Source organism: Acinetobacter junii (assembly GCF_018336855.1).
GTDB lineage: Bacteria > Pseudomonadota > Gammaproteobacteria > Pseudomonadales > Moraxellaceae > Acinetobacter > Acinetobacter junii.
Genome location: NZ_CP059558.1, coordinates 687,895 through 709,463 on the forward strand (window position 1 = coordinate 687,895; position 21,569 = coordinate 709,463).

17 protein-coding genes and 4 tRNA genes are annotated in these 21,569 nt (G+C 39.9%); 12 read left to right on the forward strand and 9 right to left on the reverse strand.

Annotated features, from left to right (window positions below; all coding sequences use genetic code 11):
* Window positions 1-68 precede the first annotated feature (68 nt).
* The 9 genes from argJ to H2677_RS03325 all read left to right on the forward strand — a co-directional run bounded on the left by argJ (window position 69) and on the right by H2677_RS03325 (window position 6,338).
* Window positions 69-1,289 carry a bifunctional glutamate N-acetyltransferase/amino-acid acetyltransferase ArgJ gene (argJ, locus tag H2677_RS03285; protein ID WP_129261906.1) on the forward strand — a complete coding sequence of 407 codons (1,221 nt, stop codon included), beginning with the start codon at window positions 69-71 and terminating at the stop codon, window positions 1,287-1,289.
* Between the two features lie 145 nt (window positions 1,290-1,434).
* Window positions 1,435-2,499: a quinolinate synthase NadA gene (nadA, locus tag H2677_RS03290; protein WP_212639135.1), complete on the forward strand. Its 1,065-nt coding sequence runs from the start codon at window positions 1,435-1,437 to the stop codon at window positions 2,497-2,499.
* A 132-nt stretch (window positions 2,500-2,631) separates the two neighbouring features.
* Window positions 2,632-2,708, forward strand: a tRNA-Pro gene (locus H2677_RS03295).
* Between the two features lie 69 nt (window positions 2,709-2,777).
* A tRNA-Arg gene (locus H2677_RS03300) sits at window positions 2,778-2,854 on the forward strand.
* Between the two features lie 38 nt (window positions 2,855-2,892).
* Window positions 2,893-2,968 (forward strand) — tRNA-His (locus H2677_RS03305).
* A gap of 17 nt (window positions 2,969-2,985) precedes the next feature.
* Window positions 2,986-3,062: transfer RNA gene (locus tag H2677_RS03310), tRNA-Pro, on the forward strand.
* Between the two features lie 270 nt (window positions 3,063-3,332).
* Window positions 3,333-3,800: a DMT family transporter gene (locus tag H2677_RS03315; RefSeq protein ID WP_212639136.1), complete on the forward strand. Its 468-nt coding sequence runs from the start codon at window positions 3,333-3,335 to the stop codon at window positions 3,798-3,800.
* A gap of 112 nt (window positions 3,801-3,912) precedes the next feature.
* Window positions 3,913-4,548: a nuclease-related domain-containing protein gene (locus tag H2677_RS03320; protein WP_212639137.1), complete on the forward strand. Its 636-nt coding sequence runs from the start codon at window positions 3,913-3,915 to the stop codon at window positions 4,546-4,548.
* A gap of 185 nt (window positions 4,549-4,733) precedes the next feature.
* Window positions 4,734-6,338: a GMC family oxidoreductase gene (locus tag H2677_RS03325; protein WP_125298885.1), complete on the forward strand. Its 1,605-nt coding sequence runs from the start codon at window positions 4,734-4,736 to the stop codon at window positions 6,336-6,338.
* Between the two features lie 22 nt (window positions 6,339-6,360).
* Here H2677_RS03325 and ntrR read toward each other — a convergent pair whose 3' ends face one another.
* The 5 genes from ntrR to H2677_RS03350 form a co-directional block, all read right to left on the reverse strand.
* Window positions 6,361-7,128 (reverse strand): ADPR responsive transcriptional repressor NtrR, encoded by a 768-nt coding sequence (ntrR, locus tag H2677_RS03330; protein WP_126132119.1) that lies wholly within the window; start codon window positions 7,126-7,128, stop codon window positions 6,361-6,363.
* 369 nt (window positions 7,129-7,497) lie between these two features.
* On the reverse strand, window positions 7,498-8,985 hold the full coding sequence (locus H2677_RS03335; RefSeq protein ID WP_212639138.1) for a nicotinate phosphoribosyltransferase: 1,488 nt from the start codon (window positions 8,983-8,985) through the stop codon (window positions 7,498-7,500).
* A gap of 24 nt (window positions 8,986-9,009) precedes the next feature.
* Window positions 9,010-9,888, reverse strand: coding sequence for a phosphoribosyltransferase family protein (locus tag H2677_RS03340; RefSeq protein WP_212639139.1), 879 nt, complete (start codon window positions 9,886-9,888; stop codon window positions 9,010-9,012).
* Between the two features lie 196 nt (window positions 9,889-10,084).
* A complete protein-coding gene (locus H2677_RS03345) occupies window positions 10,085-10,924 on the reverse strand; it encodes a hypothetical protein (protein WP_212639140.1) in 840 nt (279 codons plus the stop codon).
* A 3-nt stretch (window positions 10,925-10,927) separates the two neighbouring features.
* Window positions 10,928-11,650 (reverse strand): hypothetical protein, encoded by a 723-nt coding sequence (locus H2677_RS03350; RefSeq protein ID WP_212639141.1) that lies wholly within the window; start codon window positions 11,648-11,650, stop codon window positions 10,928-10,930.
* A 298-nt stretch (window positions 11,651-11,948) separates the two neighbouring features.
* Here H2677_RS03350 and H2677_RS03355 point away from each other — a divergent pair, with 298 nt between their 5' ends.
* Window positions 11,949-13,124 (forward strand): zinc-binding dehydrogenase, encoded by a 1,176-nt coding sequence (locus tag H2677_RS03355; protein ID WP_004952394.1) that lies wholly within the window; start codon window positions 11,949-11,951, stop codon window positions 13,122-13,124.
* Between the two features lie 50 nt (window positions 13,125-13,174).
* Here H2677_RS03355 and H2677_RS03360 read toward each other — a convergent pair whose 3' ends face one another.
* From H2677_RS03360 to betI, 4 genes are all read right to left on the reverse strand, one after another.
* A complete protein-coding gene (locus H2677_RS03360) occupies window positions 13,175-13,966 on the reverse strand; it encodes a TorF family putative porin (protein WP_212639142.1) in 792 nt (263 codons plus the stop codon).
* Between the two features lie 67 nt (window positions 13,967-14,033).
* Window positions 14,034-15,728 carry a choline dehydrogenase gene (betA, locus tag H2677_RS03365; protein WP_212639143.1) on the reverse strand — a complete coding sequence of 565 codons (1,695 nt, stop codon included), beginning with the start codon at window positions 15,726-15,728 and terminating at the stop codon, window positions 14,034-14,036.
* 77 nt (window positions 15,729-15,805) lie between these two features.
* Window positions 15,806-17,275 carry a betaine-aldehyde dehydrogenase gene (gene betB, locus H2677_RS03370; RefSeq protein WP_212639144.1) on the reverse strand — a complete coding sequence of 490 codons (1,470 nt, stop codon included), beginning with the start codon at window positions 17,273-17,275 and terminating at the stop codon, window positions 15,806-15,808.
* Window positions 17,268-17,894, reverse strand: a complete 627-nt coding sequence (betI, locus tag H2677_RS03375; RefSeq protein WP_212639145.1) for a transcriptional regulator BetI — start codon at window positions 17,892-17,894, stop codon at window positions 17,268-17,270. The genes betB and betI overlap by 8 nt, the downstream gene beginning before the upstream one ends.
* A 419-nt stretch (window positions 17,895-18,313) precedes the next feature.
* Between betI and H2677_RS03380 the strand changes: the two genes are divergently transcribed.
* Window positions 18,314-20,374, forward strand: a complete 2,061-nt coding sequence (locus H2677_RS03380) for a choline transporter (RefSeq protein WP_212639146.1) — start codon at window positions 18,314-18,316, stop codon at window positions 20,372-20,374.
* A gap of 206 nt (window positions 20,375-20,580) precedes the next feature.
* Complete coding sequence (locus H2677_RS03385; protein WP_212639147.1) at window positions 20,581-21,564, forward strand: alpha/beta hydrolase; 984 nt, start codon at window positions 20,581-20,583, stop codon at window positions 21,562-21,564.
* The last annotated feature ends 5 nt before the right edge of the window (window positions 21,565-21,569 follow it).

Below are 21,569 nucleotides of genomic sequence, written 5' to 3' on the forward strand. Positions count from 1 at the left end.
TTCCGAGTCTCATATATAGGGTATGTATTCATTTTCTTTTTCATAACAAATTGAATGGAAGTTTAAAAATGGCTGTTGGTGACGTAACAATGCCACTTATGCATGTGGTGCAGGGTGTAAAAATTGGCTCAACTGAGGCGTATGTACGTTATCCAAATCGACGAGATCTAGTCATTTTTGAATTTGCTGAAGGTTCAAATGTTGCAGGTGTATTTACTCAAAGTGCATTTGCTGCTGCGCCAGTTTTGCTTAGTAAAAAACACTTGGCAGAAAATACACCACGTTATTTGATTATTAACACTGGTAATGCAAATGCGGCAACAGGAACTGTAGGTTATAAAAATGCAGAAACGACTTGTGCCAAATTAGCGGAATTAGCAGGTGTCCAAGCGAATCAGATTCTACCTTTTTCAACAGGTGTAATCGGTGAGCAACTTCCGATTGAGCGTTTAGTTCAAGGTATTCAGCCTGCATTAAATGATTTAAATGCGGATCGTTGGGCTGAAGCTGCTTCTGGCATTATGACCACAGATACTACTCCGAAAGGTGCATCTGAACAGTTTGAGCTTGATGGTGTGACATACACCATGACTGGAATCAGTAAAGGTGCGGGTATGATTCGCCCGAACATGGCAACCATGTTGAGCTTTGTTGCAACAGATGCACCAATATCAAAAGTAGTTGTTCAGCAACTGTTACAAACGACTGTCGAACATTCGTTTAACCGCATCACAATCGATGGCGACACTTCAACCAATGACTCATGTATTTTTGTAGCAACAGGTCTAGCTGGTGGTGCGGAAATTGAATCACAAGATGACCCTCGTTACCAACAAGTGCTGGATGTACTTGCGCGTATTATGAATCGTTTAGCACAATTGATTGTTCGTGATGGTGAAGGTGCAACTAAATTCATTACGGTACAGGTGGAAGGCGGAGCCAATACTCAAGAGTGTTGTGATGTTGCTTATAGTGTTGCTGAGTCACCACTCATTAAAACAGCTTTGTTCGCTTCTGATCCAAACTGGGGGCGTATTGTAATGGCGATTGGTAAAGCAGGTGTTCCAAACTTAGATAGCAGTAAGGTTCAAGTGTGGTTAGGTGATGTACAGATTTGCTTGGATGGTGGTGCGAATCCTGACTATACCGAAGAAGCAGGCGCTGCTGTGATGGCTGAGAAAGAAATCACGATTCGTATTGATTTAGGACGAGGTGAAGCGAAAGACACAGTTTATACCTGTGATTTTTCTTATGACTACGTCAAAATTAATGCCGATTATCGTTCGTAAATATGCGTTATAATAAAGCCTCCACAGTGGGGCTTTTTTTATATCACTCATGTGTGGACGAAGTGATTCATCCCAAATGATCACCCTAGATACCCACGTTATATGTTTGCTGTGATGCAAGCACGCAGGATAGAGAAGACGTTTTATGAATGATGCGAATTTAATTGCGAACGAAGCCAAAAATATTGTGCAGGCGCATTTAGATCGTTTGGGTGAGCCAAAGGACCATAGCCTCAGCCCAGAAGTGAAACAAGAAAAGTTCGCACAAATTGCAGCTGAGCTTAAAAAGCGTGATGCTGTCCTTGTTGCACATTACTACTGTGATCCTGATGTTCAAGAGCTTGCAGAATTAACAGGTGGTTGTGTTTCTGATTCTCTAGAAATGGCGCGTTTTGGTCGTGATCATGCTGCATCAACTCTCGTAGTTGCTGGGGTAAAGTTCATGGGAGAAACAGCAAAAATTTTATCTCCTGAAAAGACAGTATTAATGCCTACACTTGATGCAACCTGTTCTTTGGACTTGGGTTGTCCAGTAGATGAGTTTACAGCATTCTGTGATCAACATCCCGATCATACTGTCGTGGTGTACGCCAATACTTCTGCAGCTGTGAAAGCACGTGCTGACTGGGTAGTGACTTCAAGCTGTGCAGTCGAGATTATTGAGCATCTTGATAGCTTGGGTGAAAAAATTATTTGGGCACCTGATCAGCATTTAGGACGTTACATCCAAAAGAAAACGGGTGCTGATATGTTGTTGTGGGATGGCGCGTGTATCGTACATGAAGAATTCCGTGCACGTGGTATTGCACAAATGAAAGCACTATATCCTGATGCAGCAGTTTTAGTTCATCCTGAATCGCCTGAATCTGTAGTAGATATTGCAGATGCAGTGGGAAGTACTTCGCAACTGATCAAAGCAGCGCAGACTTTACCGCATAAACAAATGATCGTAGCTACTGATCGCGGTATTTTCTATAAGATGCAGCAAGCAGCACCAGATAAAGAATTATTCGAAGCGCCAACGGCGGGTGAGGGTGCAACATGTCGTTCGTGTGCACATTGTCCTTGGATGGCAATGAATGAGTTGGATGGTATTTTGCACGTGTTACAACATGCTGATCAAGAAATACACGTCGATCCAGCATTGGCTGAACGCGCAAAATTACCACTCGATCGAATGTTGAACTTTAGTGCTTCTCTAAAGCGTTAAAATGCTTGTTAAATATACATTTGATAAGGAAAAATCATTTTTTTTAAAACTAGGTGTTGACGTGATGCGACGTCAAGCCTAGAATGCACACCGTACCGCACGATGTGCGATACAATAAAAGCTGAGATAAATCGGAGCATAGCACAGCCTGGTAGTGCACCTGGTTTGGGACCAGGGGGTCGTAGGTTCGAATCCTACTGCTCCGACCATTTAAAAGATGTTGAAAAACATTATTTTAAGATCGGCGAAGTATCGCTTGATAGTATTATCATCGTTATGCGCCTGTAGCTCAGTTGGATAGAGCATCCGCCTTCTAAGCGGATGGTCACAGGTTCGAATCCTGTCAGGCGCGCCATTTAGTTGGTAGCTTGGTACATAGAACCAAACGTTATGGTGGATGTAGCTCAGTTGGTAGAGCCCTGGATTGTGATTCCAGTTGTCGCGGGTTCGAATCCCGTCATTCACCCCACTCTTTTATAGAGTAATCGGAGCATAGCACAGCCTGGTAGTGCACCTGGTTTGGGACCAGGGGGTCGTAGGTTCGAATCCTACTGCTCCGACCATCATCTTAAAGATGAGATAAAATGCCGCTAATCAGCGGTTTTTTTACGTCTGTATTTTTATATCTTATTTAATTAAATAACTAAAACTTATTTACTCTTCTGAAATTATTTCTATCTCCAAGCTTTCATTATTTAATCAAAAGCATTTTAGTCACAATTGAACTATAGAATGTTTGATGCGGTATTTGTTTTTATAAGATAGTTTGGAGTAAGAGTTACTCAATCAAATTTGTTCATAAAAATTAGAAACCTAAAAATGAGAGTCAATGAATGCAAAATATTCATTATGTTTTGATTAGTATATTAGGTGGGCTAGTTGTTCCATTACAATTGGCAGTCATTAATGCCTTTCGTCATAGCAGTGGTGCAAGCCAAATACAATCGACCTTTTTTCTTTATATAGGCGGTGCGATTGCTTCGCTTGTTATTGCATTGTGGATGGATGGAACGGTGAAACCACCATTTTATCAAAATACATCTTGGTGGATGTGGTTGCCAGGTTTCTTGGGTTCACTTTATATTCTGTGTATGTTTGTGGCAGCTCCACATATAGGTGCAACCAATACACTATTATGGATATTTTTAGGGCAAATGATTTTTGCTACCTTAATTGATCATAGTGGTTTATTAGGGATGCAAATAAAGAAAATAGATGCTTTCAAATTATTTGGATTACTTTTTATTTTTATTGGTGGTTTGATTATGCTATTTGGAGAATATAGAAGTTCGACCAAATAAAATATTATGAATTAGTTCTTAACTCAGTTTTATAATAATATTTTGATAAATATATTGTATATTTGATGCTGTTGATTTTAATTTCTAAAAAATAAAATATTCATGGGGAAGTATGTTCTTTTATATTATTTTAATTCTTCTTATGCTTGCTGTAGTTACATATCTCAAATCACCGAATTTCAAGGGGAAAGTTGGTGAGTTTATGGTTTCTGAGCATGTTGCTAAGTATTTAAGTGCTGAATATATATTGCTCAATAATTGTACTTTGCCTGATCAGAAAGACGGGACGACTCAAATTGATCATATTTTAATAAGTCCTTATGGTGTTTTCATCGTTGAAACTAAAAACTATACGGGATGGATTTTTGGAAATGCTCACCAGAAGCAGTGGACACAAAAAATTTATAAGAAAAGTTATAAATTTCAGAATCCGTTACACCAAAACTATAAGCATATTAAAGTATTGGAAATGGTTTTAAGTGATGTTGTTGATCCGCAGTATTTACATTCTATTGTTGTATTTACAGCTCGAAGCGAATTTAAAACAGATATGCCTGAAAATGTCTTTCGTAGTAAAGCTTGGATTGAATACGTAAAACGTTTTGATCAACAGGTGATTAGTCCGATGAAGTTAAAAAGAATTAAATATCGAATTGAAAAAGAAGTATTAGAGCCTTCTTGGAAGACAAATCGTTTGCATGTTGAGCATTTAAAGCAAAAGCAAATAGAAAAGAAATCCACTGTATAAGTGACTGTAGAAATTGATGATTTAACTCAATCCTATTGCCAGATTTGGCTATTGTACTTTGCCCCATATCCAGTTACTTTTTATGAGGAATAATCAAGTCTGTTAGACAAGTAAACCAATATTTAGATGTGCATTTGAGCATAATCTTTTTGCATTTTGAAAGAATGAAAATAACAGGGATAGCAATGACACAAACAGCATTTGACTTTGTAGTAATAGGTGGTGGTTCGGCGGGTAGTGTGCTTGCAGGTAGACTCTCGGAGAATCCAAATATTTCAGTATGTTTATTGGAAGCGGGTGGGGACGGCAATAGCTGGTTAGTGAATACACCAGCAGCTGCGGTGATTAGCATCCCAACGAAACTGAATAACTGGGCACTAGAAACCATACCGCAAAAAGGTTTAAATGGACGTAAAGGATATCAACCACGTGGTAAATGCTTAGGGGGGAGTTCAGCGATCAATGCAATGGTGTATATTCGCGGGCATCGTGATGATTATGATCATTGGGCAGCTTTAGGAAATACCGGTTGGTCCTATGATGAAGTGTTACCATATTTTAAAAAATCAGAACATAACGAAAGAATTAAAAATGAGTATCATGGACAGCATGGTCCACTCAATGTAAGTGAACTACATTCAGATAATCCATACCAAAAAACCTTTATTGAAGCAGCTAAACAAGTGGGCTATCCACTGAATGATGATTTTAATGGCGCAGAGCAAGAAGGCGTAGGTGTCTACCAAGTTACCCAGAAGAATGGTGAACGTTGGAGTGCTGCACGTGGGTATTTATTGCCTTATATCGGTAAGCGTCCAAATTTACATGTGATCACACAAGCGATGGTATCGCGAATTGTGATCGAAAATGGTCGTGCTGTAGGCGTGGAATTTAAGCATAAAGGACAAGTCACAGTTGTTCGTGCAAATAAAGAAGTTTTACTCTCTGCAGGGGCTTTCCAATCACCACAAGTTTTGATGCTTTCGGGGATTGGTCCTCGTCAAGAATTAGAAAAACACGGTATTCCTGTGGTTAAAGATTTAGCTGGAGTTGGTGAAAATCTACATGACCACCCTGACTTTATTTTTGCTTATAAGACTAAACAAATAGATGGAACTTTCGGTGTTTCTGTTGGTGGTAGTTTAGATTTAATCAAACAAATTGGGCGTTATCGTAAGGAGCGTCGAGGCTTAATTACGACCAATTATGCAGAGTGTGGTGGTTTCTTAAAGAGCCGTCCTGAGTTAGATAAACCGAATTTACAACTGCATTTCGTCATTGCTGTAGTAGATAATCATGCTCGAACCATGCATACAGGACACGGTATTTCATGCCACGTATGTTTGCTCAATCCTCGTGCGCGTGGTTCGGTCAAACTCAGTGGCAAAAACGTGGATGATCCGCTATTAATTGACTTTAAATTCCTTGAGGATGAGCAAGACCTTCAAGATATGGTTGATGGATTTAAAGTCACGCAAAAGTTAATGCAAGCACCTGCTTTGAGTGAAAAAATTAAAGAAGATATGTTTACTGCAAACGTGCAATCTGATGATGAGATTCGTGAGATTTTACGCCAACGTGTCGATACGGTGTATCACCCAGTTGGTAGTTGCAAAATGGGTGTAGATGAGATGGCTGTGGTTGATCCTGAGCTGAAAGTATATGGTATTCAAGGCTTGCGTGTGATTGATGCGTCGATTATGCCAACAGTGGTAAATGGTAATACCAACGCACCTGCGATCATGATTGCTGAAAAAGCAGTAGACATGATTCGCGAAACTTGGAAGTGATATTTTGAGCTAAGGTTTTGCCTTAGCTCTCTTCTTTATTATCTGAGTTACGTGGTGTTTCCAACATACGCGGAAAGGTGAAATTAAAATCATCTAGTGCATAACGAAATAATTGAGCAGGGCGTTTACCGACAATTTTTTGTTGCCCTGTTTCCTCAACTGCTCCCGCCTCCTGCATGCGTCGTCTAAATGATTTTTTTTCTAGGGTTTGACCTAAAATAATTTCATAGATTGTTTGTAATTCGGTCAGGGTAAATAATTCAGGCATGAGACTAGCTGGGAGAGCGGTATAGCGGGTTTTATTGCACAAGCGATCAAATGCTAATTTTAGTAATTTCTGATGGTCAAAAGCTAATTCTAGTTGCAAGGCTTCTTCGATAGAAATCCATTTACTCATTTCAGTTGTTGAAGTCTTTTGAATTTCAAATTTACTAAAATCAATCAGTGCAAAATAAAGTGATGTGATCGACCAACCACGTGGATCACGATGCTGATTGCCGATGGTTTCAACTTGTTCAAGGTACGGAGAATGAATCCCTGTTTTTTCAAGTAGTTTACGATGTGCTGTTGCCATTAAATCTGGATCAGTTTTTAAATCAATAAAACCACCTGGAAGCGCCCATTTTCCTTTTTCGGGAAAGTTAGAGCGCTGAATCATTAAGACTTGTAATTGACCTTTTGCCACAGAAAAAATAGCCATATCAACCGTAAACAGTGGGGTGTCATAGTCTGTTTTTTGATAGTGGGCAAGGTATTCCTGTTCGGAAGTATGGATAGTTTCCTTACTCATAGAAATATTAAGAAATCGGAATAAAGTAACATCATAGCGGAGTCTTATTGGGTTCTCATCATATTTTAGGATAAGCCACTATGTCTTACACTTCACTAAAGCTTTAATCTCTTAAGTTTGTTCAGGCTCGACCTGAGAAGCGTTTAAAGCTTCGTAAATGTTTTGGCAAAAGTAGGCAAAATCTGAGGTACGGCAAAGATTGATAATCTTTGCCGTACCGTAAGGCGAAAGCTTTGCTTAAGCGCTTAACTATTCATTTCATTTATCTTGCACTACGCCAAAGCTTTAGTCGCTTTGGCTTGTTCAGGTTGCGGATGACTTTTCCGAGTTTCTAATCACTGGATGTGTTTTAATCATAGAAAGTTTTGCCTAAACCAATCTCTCCCGAATTTGGTCAAGAGAGCATTCTCTTAATAATTGACCATTTTCAAATACTGTTTGCAATACCCCCATATTTTCCTGTTCAATGCTTTGTTGATCAAATAACTCAAAGCCATTATTAGTTTGTTCAACCCTTAATAAACCTTTGGCTGATTTTTTAACACCTGAGTCTGTCACAGGGTCTTTAAACAGCTCACGACCTACGCCGTTGACTTGACCCCAAGTGGCTTTTACGGCAAAACCAAAGGTGTCACGCGTTAAATAGTTATAGGTATAGCTGCCGATACCAAAGACTAGATTATTCGAAGCAAAGCCTTTGGTTTCTAAACCTTTTAGGATATTTTGGGCACGTTCTAGAGTAATCGAGTCACCATAGATTAAACCAACACGCTCGTTGAGTACTTTATAGCCTTGAGCTGTTTCTGTGCCGCCAAAAATTTCCCATAAACATTGCACTGCACCTTTATAAGCGGGACTATCTAGCTCTGCTTCAGGATCGCCACAGATAATTTTCACAGGATCACCAGAGTCAGGGCGAAACACCACTTTGGCGAGTCCGAGGGCATTTGGTTGGCGATTTAGAATCTCTGATTTTAATTGCACGCTAAACTCGGTAATCACACGCCAGAAATCCCAAGTATCGGACACGATACTGACTACCCCAGCAGGATAAAGCTCACAGATCAGGCGTCTAAAGGTTTCGATTTCACTTTCTTCACTGCCCATACACATCACACTGTGTTCTGTTGCAGGCACTGAAACACCGACTACACCAGTGGCGTTATAATATTCTTCAGCATAGTCAATTGATGCAACTGAATCGGTACCGATAAAACTGGTCAAGTGCCCCACGCCGGATTGGGCTGCATCATAGATCCCACTCATCCCACGACTACTAAAATCATGGCCTTGAACAGCAACAAAATCTAAAGGTGCACCTGTTTTTTCTGCATATTGGGTCAACAAGCGTTTGTATTCATAGGCAATGCTAGCGGTGGTACAGCTTTTCCATAGCTCGGCACTGAGCACGGTTTCAATATAGTTAGTTAACCAAAAGAAATTCGGATCAGTATTGATGATGGTTAATACCGGCACTTTGATATTGACGCGGCTACCTTCTGGCAAGGCTTTAATTTTCAATGGTAAATAACCAAGATCGTGCAAGGCCTCGATGTGCTCGACAGGCACCGCACCTTCACCTAAAGCGTTGTCCATACGGCGTTTATAGGCTGCGACCATTTTGGCTTTAGGTTGATTGAAGAAGCCCTCATTCCAGGTTTCAATCAGAAAATGTTTGATAAAGCCTTGAAGACCAAAGAACACAATCTTGTCGTCAAAATCAGGCAGCATTTTGGCTAAACGTGATGAGCGAGGGGTAAAGTTAGCATAGACGTATTCAGTCCCCACTGGATACTGACGACGGTGATCGGCTTTGTAGAAATCAATTGCATTGAGTGGATTTATTTTAATACTCATTTTATAGGCCTCTTGCATAAGAGCTTAATTTTGAAAATTGATAATGTTGAGTTTGTTTGCTTCTGCTTGTGGCAGGCTATTGCTGGTAAACACCTGATCGACCAAGCCATCAAATACCGCCAGCCCCTTACTAAAAATGCCGTGTGTGACATACAAAATAATGCTTTGACAGTTTAGGCTGCGTAGTTGTTTGGCAATACCAATAAAGGTTGCACCACCGTCACAAATATCATCGGTGATCACGGCTATTTTTCCTGTCAAATCAGGGCTATTCACCGCTATTGCTCTAATTTTTCCAGTGTTTGGATCACGTTGTTTTTCACAGTGAATGATGTCAATCGCCTGTTGGCGTTGCGAATTGATGCCATTCGCAATCGCTTGTGTGCGTTGTATTGCACCTGCATCAGGACAGATCAACACGGTATTATCTGCGCTTAAGATCTGCATCAATGTTGAGCTTTGCTGGATAATCTCAATCGGTTCAATATTGATTACCTCTTGGAAGTTGGTATTTTTGCGTAACAGCTCTATGGTCTTTGGACTATGACAATCCCACACCACAATTTTCTGACGTTGCCCTGCAAATTTTTCACTATTGCTATTCAATAACTTGGTCATTAAATCCAGTGAGAAAGCCTGACCTTGTGCACAGATACGATCTTGACGTGCGTAAGGAAAATAAGGGATTTCCACTGAAAAGCGAGTGCCTTGTTCTAACAACACATTTTCTAGTAATAGATAGTCCATTACATCTGTACTGTGATTCAGTGAGGCTGTGATCTGAGCGTGTGCTTGTAATTGGTTCAATAACTCTGGTTGTAGTTGAATATGACGTTCGCCACCTGAAAACTGCAAAAACTCGATGGGAACATTCGCTTGAGCTGTCATAAGTTGGATCGTCATTTTTAATTTCTCTTTTATGGTGGCTTAAAGCCAGTAAATATATATTGGCATAATGACACCAATAAAAGCAAGCACTAACTTTGCCTTTAAATAAAAGAAGTGAAGGAGAAATCTTAAATATATAGCGTTTAAAAAAGACAGCACGAGGGCTGTCTAAATTGAGATATTATGAAAATCAATTGTTTATTGCGTATTTTTACTTTGTGCTAGCCGCATTAAGTACAAAAGTACGCTTAGGTTTCAAAATATAAATATTTTTATTTTGGTCGAGTAACCATAGCCAATCTTGCTGTTGTTTAATTATATAGCCTCGTATTTTTTCATCATGAATCGTTGTTGCGATAACAAAGTCTGTTTGAGGTACTTGATTGACATCTATATTTGAAAATACATCATTAAGTAGAGTTGCACTGTCTAGAAAGGTGTTCTTCAGCTGAGACTCGTCCACATCTTCCCAAGTCATTTGCTTTTCGGTATGTGCAGCGTCTTTGGCAAGATTATGGAAAATGTACACTTGAGCTTTGGTTGTTTCATTTTTTGTATTTTTTTTCGATGCTTTTAATTGGTATTTAAAAATCATTTTGATGGTATTGAGTTCCGAACTCAAATGATATTCAGGCGCAATTTCCAGTTGATAAGAATGGCCATCTGACCATCTTGGTTGTTTGATGATCTCAGTGGATAGTTGATTCTTTAATAAAATATGGGGGTTGATCGATTCTGAAAGTTTTAATAAACGTGGGATTCTTTTCTTTTGTTCAGCCTGTTCGGTCGTTGAACTCATCTTATCAGCAACCATATAGCCAACGATCACACCTGTAAGAGCAATAATCGGATCTACACCTTGAACGTTTTGGATGGGAATTGGAACAGGGGATGCCTTGTTACTATCAATACTAAATTCTGTTTGATTTGATTTTAGAGTCAGTTGTATGGGTGGTTGAGCCAAAGTCTGAACCTCATCTGCATAAACAGATGAGGTTAGAGTAAGCAAAATAGCAACCACGAAACTAAATAGTTTGTTTAATTGCTTCATAAATTAATTAACTACAGCAGGAGCTGAAATTGCTTTATTGAAAAATTGTTTTTTATATTCTTGTTTCGAAGCTTCTACAGCCAAATCGACTGCTTGAGAAACATTTGGATAAGATGGTGGTTGGTCCCATTTACCACTTACAGGTTTAACCACATTCACTGTTTTCCACCATTTAATTTCATTTGTTTTCACATCTACAAGATGTGCGATTCCACCATATAAGCCTTGAGGGGCAGAAGTTGGAACAAACCCATAATAAGAACGAGTAGTACCAACTTGATTACTCGTAATGATGAAAACAAGATCTTTATCTTTTAAATCAGGTACAGCTGCCAGATTCATTTGGAATAAAGCAGGATTTTTCTTCTGTTCCGCAGTTTTTTCTAAAGCAGGAATATTCTTTGGATCTAGCTTTACAACAGTTGCATCGAAACCACGTTGATCAAATTCTTTTTCAATGTCTTCTGCTAATGCGCTATATGGTTCGAACTGTAGGCTTTCAATAAAATTATCAAATTTATTTGAAATAGCATTGTTAATCGCAACGTCTAGTAGACCTTGATTACCTGCTTTGTACGCAGCTGATTTAGGTAGTTCATGTACAACAACTGCAACCTTTTTATTCGATTGTTGCCAAAAATCAGGTTGTAATTCCATCGGTTTAAGCGTGGCGCAGCCAGTAAACATGAGTGTGGTTAATAGGGGGGCGATAAATAAAAAGCGCATTAAGTGATCCTTAAAAATGGATTAGTTGTAGGTATTTTTTAATGTTTGGTAAATTAATGTTAATTGTAAATGATTATATTCTCATTACAATTCCTTAAATTTTGTTTGAATATTTTTTAAACTGCATTATCGAGTGATTTATAAAGCTGACCTTATTTGATAGGGATATTGATCTTTAAGTCATATGTTCTGACAATGCTGTATGTCAAAATTAAAAATGAAATAAGTGAGCTAAACTGTTTTAATGAAAAAATTAAAACAGTTAACACATGCAATAAAACAATAAGGAAAGCATCCTATGAAATCTCTAGTTTGTCATAACGCTGAATTGAAGCTTGAAGATAGTCTTCAATTAGTTCCTGCTAAAGGACAGGTGTTACTTGAAGTGGTACGTTGTGGAATCTGTGGTTCTGATTTACACATGCAACATCACTGTGATCATATGCATGATTTGGCAGCACGTGTGGGGTTTAATGGGGTAGCAAAATCCTCAGATAAGCTGGTTTTCGGTCATGAGTTCTGCGGTAAAGTGTTAGATTATGGTCCAAAAACGCGCCGTAAATTAAAAGCCGACACACTAGTTTGTGCGATGCCGCTATTAAATGTTGATCCAAAAGGTTATGTTCCAACTGGTCTATCACCGAGTGCTTCGGGTGGTTATGCTGAGCAAATCTTGGTCCAATCAAGTTTAATGTTTGAAGTGCCGAATGGCTTAGATGCAGACAGCGCAGCGTTAACTGAACCGATGGCTGTTGCTTTACATGCAGTTCGTCGTAGTCGGATTAAGAAAAATGAACCAGCGATTGTAATTGGCTGTGGTCCTGTTGGTTTAGGCGTAATTATTATGCTCAAAGCCGCGGGAGTTAAAACGGTAGTTGCTAGTGATTTTTCACCAAATCGTCGTAGACTCGCTGAACTGTGTGGTGCAGATGTCTTGATTGATCCTAAACAACAATCTCCATTTAGTAGTTGGAAAGAGCTTGGTCTACTCGGCAATGTTTCTGAAGCAATCAATATGGGGATGGGTATTTTTGATAAAGTTCAGACTTTCTCTTTGCCATGGGTAAATGCTATGCGCGTGGGAGATAAGCTTGGTCTATTACCGAAACGTCCTGTGATTTTTGAATGCGTGGGTGTCGCTGGCATCATGCAGCAAATTTTGGAGGGTGCGCCATTGTTCTCACGTATTGTGGGTGTTGGCGTTTGTATGCAAAGCGATAAGATCGAACCTGCATTGGCAATCAATAAAGAATTGGAAATCCAATATGTATTGGGATACACCCCACTTGAGTTTCGTGACACCCTGCATATGATTGCTGAAGGTAAAATTGATGTCTCACCGCTGATTACGGGTGTGGTTGGTCTGGAAGGTGTAGGGAATGCCTTTGATGCCTTACGCGATCCAGAGCAACATGCCAAGATTCTGATCGATCCAAAACGAGCAGGATCGGATATTCAGTTGATCAATGCTTAAACCATATTGAATAAAAAGCTGCATTGATTGCAGCTTTTTTATTTTGCGGATTAAAAACTTTTTGTCAGTGAGACAGCCACAGTGGAATCAATTGGATTTGAGACTTTGGCATTAGGATTGCCATTGCTATATTGCTTGTAGTAATCATCTTTATCCCATGCTTTGCTGTAACTTAAACTTCCCAAAAGGTTGTAGGGGAGTTCTTTATTAACGGCAAAGCTGATGTCTTGAAAGTTTGCATCAGAGAAGTTTTTGATTCGCTGATGACCATAGTGCGCATCTGCCGACCAGCCTTGCCCTAAAGGTTGATGCCAACTGACATCAAGATAACCTGAACCACGAGAATGTTTATTAGTACCAATACCTAAAGTATCCGAGTTATTCCCGAAGTAATCTTGGGTGTAGGTAATGGAATATTTAACACTTAATGGGCCATAGCTGATTTCTGGGATAATTTCACCGTAATCAAAGCGAGTATTTCCTGTTTCTGCTGTAGTTTTGGCGCCAGGATAATAGTAGTAAGCGACTTTAGTGCCTAGAGTTAAATCTCCAAAACTACGGCTGTAACCCGTATAAACATCCCACTCTACTGATGCATCACGAATAAAATGATCACTCACAGTCGATGCCCAAGTTCCAGCATAAAAACCATTATCATGGTTATAGTCTATTCCACCTTGAATTGCAGGTTTGCCCCAAGTTTGTTGAAAACCACGTGATACATATTGACTTGCGAGTGTTAGATTAGCGCTAAAAGGTGATGCTATTGCTGTGCTTGCTTCAGTGGCATGAGTAGTGTGCAAGAAGAAGCCCAAAGGGAGTAGCAATAAAATTCTTTTCATTTGAATTTTCCTAATGGTTGGCAGCACCCCCTTAGTGCCATAAGGTGCTGAACATAACTGGACTAGGTTATGCAAATGGACGTAAAGGTGTTTGACGAACAGGGCTTGATCCTGCTTTGAAATAAGGTGCTTGCGAAGGTGGTAATTTTTGCCCACGAATTTGATCAGCAATTTTTTCTGCCATCATAATCGTGGTGGCATTTAAGTTGCCTGTGATAATGATTGGCATGATAGAGGCATCAATTACACGTAGCCCGCGTACGCCGTGAACACGACCTTGACCATCGACAACAGCCATTTCATCTTCACCCATTTTGCAACTGCATGATGGATGGTAGGCTGTCTCGGCATGTTCTCGAACAAAAGAGTCTAGTTCAGCATCGGTTTTTAACTGCATACTTGGGCTGATTTCTTCGCCACGATAAGGGTCAAGTGCAGGTTGATGCATGATTTCACGCGTGATACGAATCCCATCTCGGAATTCGCGCCAATCTTGTTCGGTGGACATGTAATTAAACAAGATACTTGGATGCTCAAATGGATCTTTGGATTTGAGTTTGATCCGACCCCGTGAAGGTGAACGCATTGAACCAACATGGGCTTGAAAGCCATGCTCATTCACGGCATTACTACCATTGTAGTTAATTGCAACGGGTAAGAAGTGATATTGAATATTTGGCCATTCAAATTCATCAGATGAGCGAATAAAACCACCAGCTTCGAATTGGTTACTTGCACCGATACCTTTGCCGAGGAATAACCACTCTGTGCCAATCGCAGGTTGGTTGTACCATTTCAACGCTGGATAAAGTGAAACTGGTTTTTTGCATTTGTATTGTAAATACATTTCCAAATGATCTTGCAGGTTTTCACCCACGCCAGGTAAGTCTTGAATGACTTCAATATCCATCGATTTGAGGAAAGTGCTTTGTCCAACACCTGAGCGCTGTAAAATTTGCGGTGATGCAATTGCACCTGCACATAACAAGACTTCACGTTTGGCATGTGCTTGTTTCATGTTGGCTTGATCTGAACCAATAATGTATTCGACACCAATTGCTTGTTTATGACTAAATAAGATTTTATTGGTCATGGCATGGGTGACGATCGTCAAATTTGGTCGACCTTTTGCCATATCTAAGTAACCGCGAGCTGTACTCGAACGACGCCCTTGCGGTGTCACAGTTCGATCCATCGGACCGAAGCCTTCTTGCTGAAAACCGTTTAAATCATCTGTACGTGGATAACCTGCTTGTACACCTGCTTCGATCATGGCATGAAACAGTTCATTATTGCCTTGTTTTGGGGTGGTGACTGAAACAGGACCTTCTCCGCCGTGATAATCGTTAGCACCAATGTCGCGTGTTTCTGCTTTTTTATAGTAAGGCAAACAATCCGCATAGCTCCAATCTTCAAGCCCTTTATGGGTTGACCATTGGTCTAAATCCATCGCATTACCACGGATATAGCACATACCATTGATCAGTGATGAGCCACCTAAACCTTTACCACGACCACACTCCATACGGCGATTGTTCATATGTGGTTCAGGGTCGGTCAAATATGCCCAATTGTAGCGACGGCCTTGTAGTGGAAATGCCAAAGCGGCTGGCATTTGCGTGCGGAAATCAAGCCGATAATCTGGACCGCCTGCTTCTAATAATAATACTGAGATATCTGCATCTTCAGTTAAACGTGCAGCAAGGACGTTACCTGCTGAGCCTGCACCAATAATAATATAATCGTATTCTTGCTTATTCATAATCTGCCTTTATTTGTTGCAAGATCAACTGAATACATGTGACTCAGTTGATCAAGATAAGATAAAGCGCAATGCTTTTAGAAAATGCTTTGGTAATCACCAAGCTCAACTTGAACGGATTTAATGCGTGTGTAGTGAGATAGGGTTGAGATCCCATTTTCACGACCTACACCTGATTGTTTATAACCACCGACTGGCATCTCAGCAGGGGATTCGCCCCAAGTATTGATCCAACAAATACCAGCTTCGATTTGGTGAATAATGCGATGTGCTTTGTTAATGTCTGGTGTCACCACACCTGCTGCTAGACCAAAAGTGGTGTTATTGGCACGACGAATGACTTCATCTTCAGTTTGGTAGCTCAAGATGCTCATGACTGGACCAAAAATTTCGTCCTGCACTATTCGCATATCATCAGTACAGTCTGTAAATACTGTCGGTAATACATATGCACCGTCAGCCAATTCACCCGTTGCTCGATCACCACCGATCAGTAATTTGGCGCCTTGTTGTTTACCTGCATTGATATAGGAAAGAACTTTTTCCATATGCGGGAAACTGGTCAATGGGCCAAAGTTGGTATCTGCGTTCATTGGGTCGCCGATACGAATACGTTGCACACGTTCTAATACTGCATTTTCAAATTCTGTTTTTAATGATGCTGGAATAAAGACACGCGTACCATTGGTACAGACTTGACCAGAACTAAAGAAGTTTGCCATCACCGCAATATCAGCAGCTTTATTCATATCTGCATCTTCACAGATGATCAGTGGTGATTTACCACCAAGTTCCATAGTCACTTCTTTTAAGCTTGAAGCAGCAGCGCTTGCCATCACTTTTTTGCCAGTTTCAACACCGCCAGTAAACGAAATTTTTTCAATAACTGGATGTTCTGTCAGCCATTGACCGATATCACGACCAGCACCTTGTACAACGTTGAATACGCCGTTTGGTACGCCGGCTTCAGTATAAATTTCAGCAAGTTTAAATGCAGTGAGTGGAGTGATTTCACTTGGTTTGAAAATCATGGCATTGCCCGCAGCGAGCGCAGGAGCGGATTTCCATAAAGCAATTTGAATCGGATAGTTCCAAGCGCCTATTCCAGCAACGACCCCTAAAGGTTCACGGCGAGTATAGAAAAAACTACTTGCGCGTAATGGAACTTGTTCACCTTGGATGGCTGTCGCTAAACCTGCGTAATATTCGAGCACATCAGCACCTGTCACAATATCGACAGTCGATGTTTCGCTATAAGCTTTACCTGTATCTAAGGTTTCAAGTTTTGCTAGTTCATCATTGCGTTCACGTAAAATATCTACAGCTCGACGTAAAATACGAGAACGCTCAACTGCTGTCATTGCCGCCCAAACTTTTTGACCTTGTTGAGCACTTTGAACAGCTTTTTCGATATCTTGTTGAGAGGCTTGTTGGATATGGGCAATTACGTTGCCATTGGCTGGATTGATACTGTCAAAACTCACACCACTCGTGGCATTGACATATTGACCATGGATATACAATGGATGAGTTTGCACATCATTCATTTTGTCTCTCCTGAAATAAGGGTTTAGCCAGTTGAAGTTGCATGTCTAAATAGTCATAGGCAACTCGTCTTGCATTCTGCCGATCGAAATGATCATTCCCCACGAGTCCACCTCGTAGCCATAACCCATCGATCAGTGCTGCTAAGCCACTCGAAGCAATACTTGCACTTTCACTTGGCATCAGTTTTAAAAAGTGATGTTTTAAGTTCGAATACAAGCGTCGATCATTAATGCGTTGTAAACGTGCAAGCTCTGGGCTATGCATACTGGCTGACCAAAAATCTAACCAAACGCGCATAGCGGTTTTATTGACCTGACTACTATCAAAGTTTGAATCAATGATTGCCTTAATTTGGTTTTCAGGTTGTTGATCTGCTGTATTGGCTTTGTATTGCAGAGAGGTGAGATGCAATCTTTTGAGCATCTCTCGCATACAGTTGATCATTAACCCTTGCTTATCACCAAAATAATGGCTGACGATACCTGTTGAGACTTCCGCTTTTTTTGCAATTTGTGAAATGGTGGTTTGTGATAAACCCACTTCATAAATCACTTCAAATGCGGCATTAACGATCTCTTCACGGCGTTCGTGTTCAGGTTTAACTCTGCGTTTGGTCATGTGTAGTTGCCATAAATGCCTAAAATTATTAAGGCGTTAGATTAAAATCTGGATGCAGAAAATGATAACACAACATCATGATACTTTTAATTGATTGAACGTTCAATCAATTAAAAGTATAGTATTTGCAACAAGGATGCTTTACATAACTCTTAACTGTGTTATCGGAGATCCCTGTTAAAGTATCAAAAGTGTTGATTTATTGAATGAATTTTTAGTGGTTGGGTCTAAGCTCAGTTACTCTTAAAAATGCTTCTTTGCATCCACACGGGTAATTACAAAAATGCAGCTTATGCAATGATTGGTGTTGTTTTCAATATCTTTTAAATGCTGTGTCTTCTCGTTGTTTTCGTCAATAAATCGTGGTCGAGTTATTGAGAAAAACAACTTTCAAAATTTAAATTTTCCTTGAGGATTGTATGGTGACAGATAATCCAAGAGCAGTTGATGATTCATCTATTCAAACAAAAGATCAGTTAAATCGCGTGGTCTTTTATGTTTCAGCGCTCATAATTTTAATATTTTCACTGACGACGATTTTATTTAATGATTTTTCGAATCATTTGCTCAATGTTGTACTGGCTTGGGTGAGTGATAAATTCAGTTGGTATTACTTACTTGCCGCAACGCTTTACCTAATCTTTGTGGTTTTTATCGCTTGTTCTCGTTATGGCGATATAAAGCTAGGTCCTAAACATTCCAAACCTGAGTTTAGTCTGCTGAGTTGGTCGGCGATGCTGTTCGCCGCAGGTATCGGCACAGATCTAATGTTCTTCTCAGTGGCTGAACCACTGTCACATTATATGAATCCACCAGTGGGTGAGGGGCAAACTTATGAAGCTGCTCGTCAAGGGATGGTATGGACTTTATTTCATTATGGTCTAACAGGCTGGGGCATGTATGCCTTAGTCGGGATGGCTTTGGGATATTTTAGTTATCGCTATAACTTACCTCTAACCATTCGTTCGGCGCTTTATCCGATTTTTGGTAAAAAAATTGATGGTCCGATTGGTCATACCGTAGATACCGCCGCCGTGATTGGGACGATTTTCGGTATCGCAACGACTTGCGGTATTGCAGTTGTTCAAATCAATTATGGTTTGCATATTTTATTTGATTGGCCTGAAGGTTTATGGGTTCAATCTGGACTGATTTTAGTTGCTGTGATTGTGACGATTATTTCGGTAACAGCAGGTGTCAATAAAGGCATTAAAGTACTTTCTGAAATCAATATTTACGCCGCTATTGGTTTAATGCTATTTGTGCTGTTTTTAGGGAATACAGAGTTCTTATTAAATGCCTTGGTACAAAATTTTGGTGACTATATCAGCCGCTTTCCAAGCTTAGCTTTAGACAGTTTTGCATTTGAACAACCGAAAGAGTGGATGAATAGTTGGACATTATTCTTTTGGGCATGGTGGGTGGCTTGGTCTCCATTCGTAGGTTTATTTTTGGCACGTATTTCACGTGGTCGTACCATTCGTGAGTTTGTCTGTGGAACTTTGATTATTCCTCTACTATTCACGATCACATGGTTATCAATCTTTGGTAACAGTGCTTTATACAACGTTATTTTTGATGGCAATACAGCTTTGGCTCAAACTGTTTTGACAGATCCTGCACATGGGTTTTATGACTTATTGGCACAGTATCCGTGGTTTGGATTCGTTGCTGGTGTAGCAACCATTACAGGGCTTCTGTTCTATGTGACCTCTGCCGACTCGGGTGCTTTGGTGTTGGGTAACTTCACCACGAAGTTTTCTAATGTCGATAATGATGCGCCACGTTGGTTACGTGTGTTTTGGGCGATTGCGATTGGTTTATTGACCATCGCGATGTTGATGGCAAATGGTATTACTGCTTTACAAAGTGCAACCGTAATCATGGGATTACCGTTTAGCTTTGTAATGCTGCTTGTGATGGCTGGACTCTATAAATCTCTCCGTTTAGAAGATTATCGTAAAGCTAGTCGTAGCTTAAATGCTGCACCTGTAGTGGGCAACGTCGATATTCTAAATTGGAAACAACGCCTTTCACGTGTCATGCATCATCCTGGTAGCCATGAAACATTGCGTATGCTCGATAATGTATGTAGCCCTGCAGTGCAAACCGTTGCTGATGAACTGATTAAACGAGGGATGAACGTTGAGGTTAATCAAGGCGAATCTGAATACCACGATAAGTTGTATCACCTAGACTTAACGATTTTCATTGAAGATGAGCATAATTTTGTCTATCAAATTTGGCCTGTACGCTATATCGCTCCGACATTTAGTGAACGAGGCAAACGTGGTAAGCAATATTATTATCGTTTGGAAACATTCTTGTATGAAGGTTCTCAAGACAATGACTTGGTTGGATATACCAAAGAGCAGGTCATTAATGACATTTTAGATAAGTATGAGCGTCATATGACTTTCTTACATATCAACCGAATTAGTCCAGGGAATCGTCCTCTTTATCCTGACTCACAAGACTAATTACAAGACCTCACATTTCTGTGGGGTTTTTTTTAAATCGTGAAGATTTTACAAAGTATAATTTGCTTCATAATCTAGCTTATTTTTTTATTATTAAGTGTTGGCTGATCTTGTAGTTCGAATGATCATAATCGAACAGCCAACAGAGAAGAATCAATGTTTTATAAACTGATAACTCGCAAATATGAGACTAGAAGGAACTTCAAATGAAAAAAATAATGATGTTTTGTGCTCTCATGGTTGTGATCTTTGTATCTGTATTGTTTCTCAGTCCTAAGCCGACAATTTGGTTATTGCAGCACAGTTTATTTAGCATTCCAAAAGATTCACGACCTGCTCAGTACCAAGAGCCGAACGTGATTGTATCGACAAACTTAACCTACCCATCAAAGTTTCAAAAAAATACATTTGACTTCTACAAGACTAAAGTGCTTTTAGCTCATCAGCCCGTAGTAATTTGGGTGCATGGTGGTGGATTTGTCGGTGGAGATAAGCTTGAAGTGAAAGCTTATGCAACTGAATTAGCCTCACAAGGTTACTCTGTCTTTGTGCTCAATTATGAACTTGTGCCGACCGCAAAATATCCTGAACCTGTCATCCAAGTTTCGGAAGCCATTCGTTATATAAAAACGAGCTTTGCTAAACAACATAATTTAAATATGGCGAATATATTTATTGCAGGGGACTCCGCTGGAGCACAGATCGCTTTGCAATTTTTACTCACTCAATCCAACCCTCAATATGCAGACTTGCTCAATATTCAGGAAACCTTAAATCCATCCGACATCCGAGGTGGTTTATTGTATTGTGGTCCTTATGATTTGAAAAATATGGTTCTACAGGCAAACTCAGCGATTACCCGATTTGCATTTGGACGTATTGGTTGGGCATATTTAGAGGACAAAGACTGGCTTACTCGTACTGAGGATAAAGGATTAGTGGTGTCTGAATATCTAAACGCAGCACTTCCAACAATTTATTTAACAGATGGCAATACCGCTTCATTTGAACAACAAGCTCGCCAACTAGAAAAACAATTGCAGAAAGTTGGTGTAGTAACCAAATCACGATATTTTGACCAGAAAACTGATCCTACAGCTCATGAATATCAATTTCTGTTGGACACCAAACCTGCCCAGCTCACTCTGCAGGATACACTTCAGTTTATGGATACATATAGACAAAAATGATTTGA

Excerpts from the sequence above, each read along its gene's own strand:
- argJ (WP_129261906.1), top strand. The coding sequence starts at position 69 with ATGGCTGTTGGTGACGTAACAATGCCACTTATGCATGTGGTGCAGGGT.
- nadA (WP_212639135.1), top strand. The coding sequence starts at position 1,435 with ATGAATGATGCGAATTTAATTGCGAACGAAGCCAAAAATATTGTGCAG.
- H2677_RS03315 (WP_212639136.1), top strand. The coding sequence starts at position 3,333 with ATGCAAAATATTCATTATGTTTTGATTAGTATATTAGGTGGGCTAGTT.
- H2677_RS03320 (WP_212639137.1), top strand. The coding sequence starts at position 3,913 with ATGTTCTTTTATATTATTTTAATTCTTCTTATGCTTGCTGTAGTTACA.
- H2677_RS03325 (WP_125298885.1), top strand. The coding sequence starts at position 4,734 with ATGACACAAACAGCATTTGACTTTGTAGTAATAGGTGGTGGTTCGGCG.
- ntrR (WP_126132119.1), bottom strand. The coding sequence starts at position 7,128 with ATGAGTAAGGAAACTATCCATACTTCCGAACAGGAATACCTTGCCCAC.
- H2677_RS03335 (WP_212639138.1), bottom strand. The coding sequence starts at position 8,985 with ATGAGTATTAAAATAAATCCACTCAATGCAATTGATTTCTACAAAGCC.
- H2677_RS03340 (WP_212639139.1), bottom strand. The coding sequence starts at position 9,888 with ATGACGATCCAACTTATGACAGCTCAAGCGAATGTTCCCATCGAGTTT.
- H2677_RS03345 (WP_212639140.1), bottom strand. The coding sequence starts at position 10,924 with ATGAAGCAATTAAACAAACTATTTAGTTTCGTGGTTGCTATTTTGCTT.
- H2677_RS03350 (WP_212639141.1), bottom strand. The coding sequence starts at position 11,650 with ATGCGCTTTTTATTTATCGCCCCCCTATTAACCACACTCATGTTTACT.
- H2677_RS03355 (WP_004952394.1), top strand. The coding sequence starts at position 11,949 with ATGAAATCTCTAGTTTGTCATAACGCTGAATTGAAGCTTGAAGATAGT.
- H2677_RS03360 (WP_212639142.1), bottom strand. The coding sequence starts at position 13,966 with ATGAAAAGAATTTTATTGCTACTCCCTTTGGGCTTCTTCTTGCACACT.
- betA (WP_212639143.1), bottom strand. The coding sequence starts at position 15,728 with ATGAATAAGCAAGAATACGATTATATTATTATTGGTGCAGGCTCAGCA.
- betB (WP_212639144.1), bottom strand. The coding sequence starts at position 17,275 with ATGAATGATGTGCAAACTCATCCATTGTATATCCATGGTCAATATGTC.
- betI (WP_212639145.1), bottom strand. The coding sequence starts at position 17,894 with ATGACCAAACGCAGAGTTAAACCTGAACACGAACGCCGTGAAGAGATC.
- H2677_RS03380 (WP_212639146.1), top strand. The coding sequence starts at position 18,314 with ATGGTGACAGATAATCCAAGAGCAGTTGATGATTCATCTATTCAAACA.
- H2677_RS03385 (WP_212639147.1), top strand. The coding sequence starts at position 20,581 with ATGAAAAAAATAATGATGTTTTGTGCTCTCATGGTTGTGATCTTTGTA.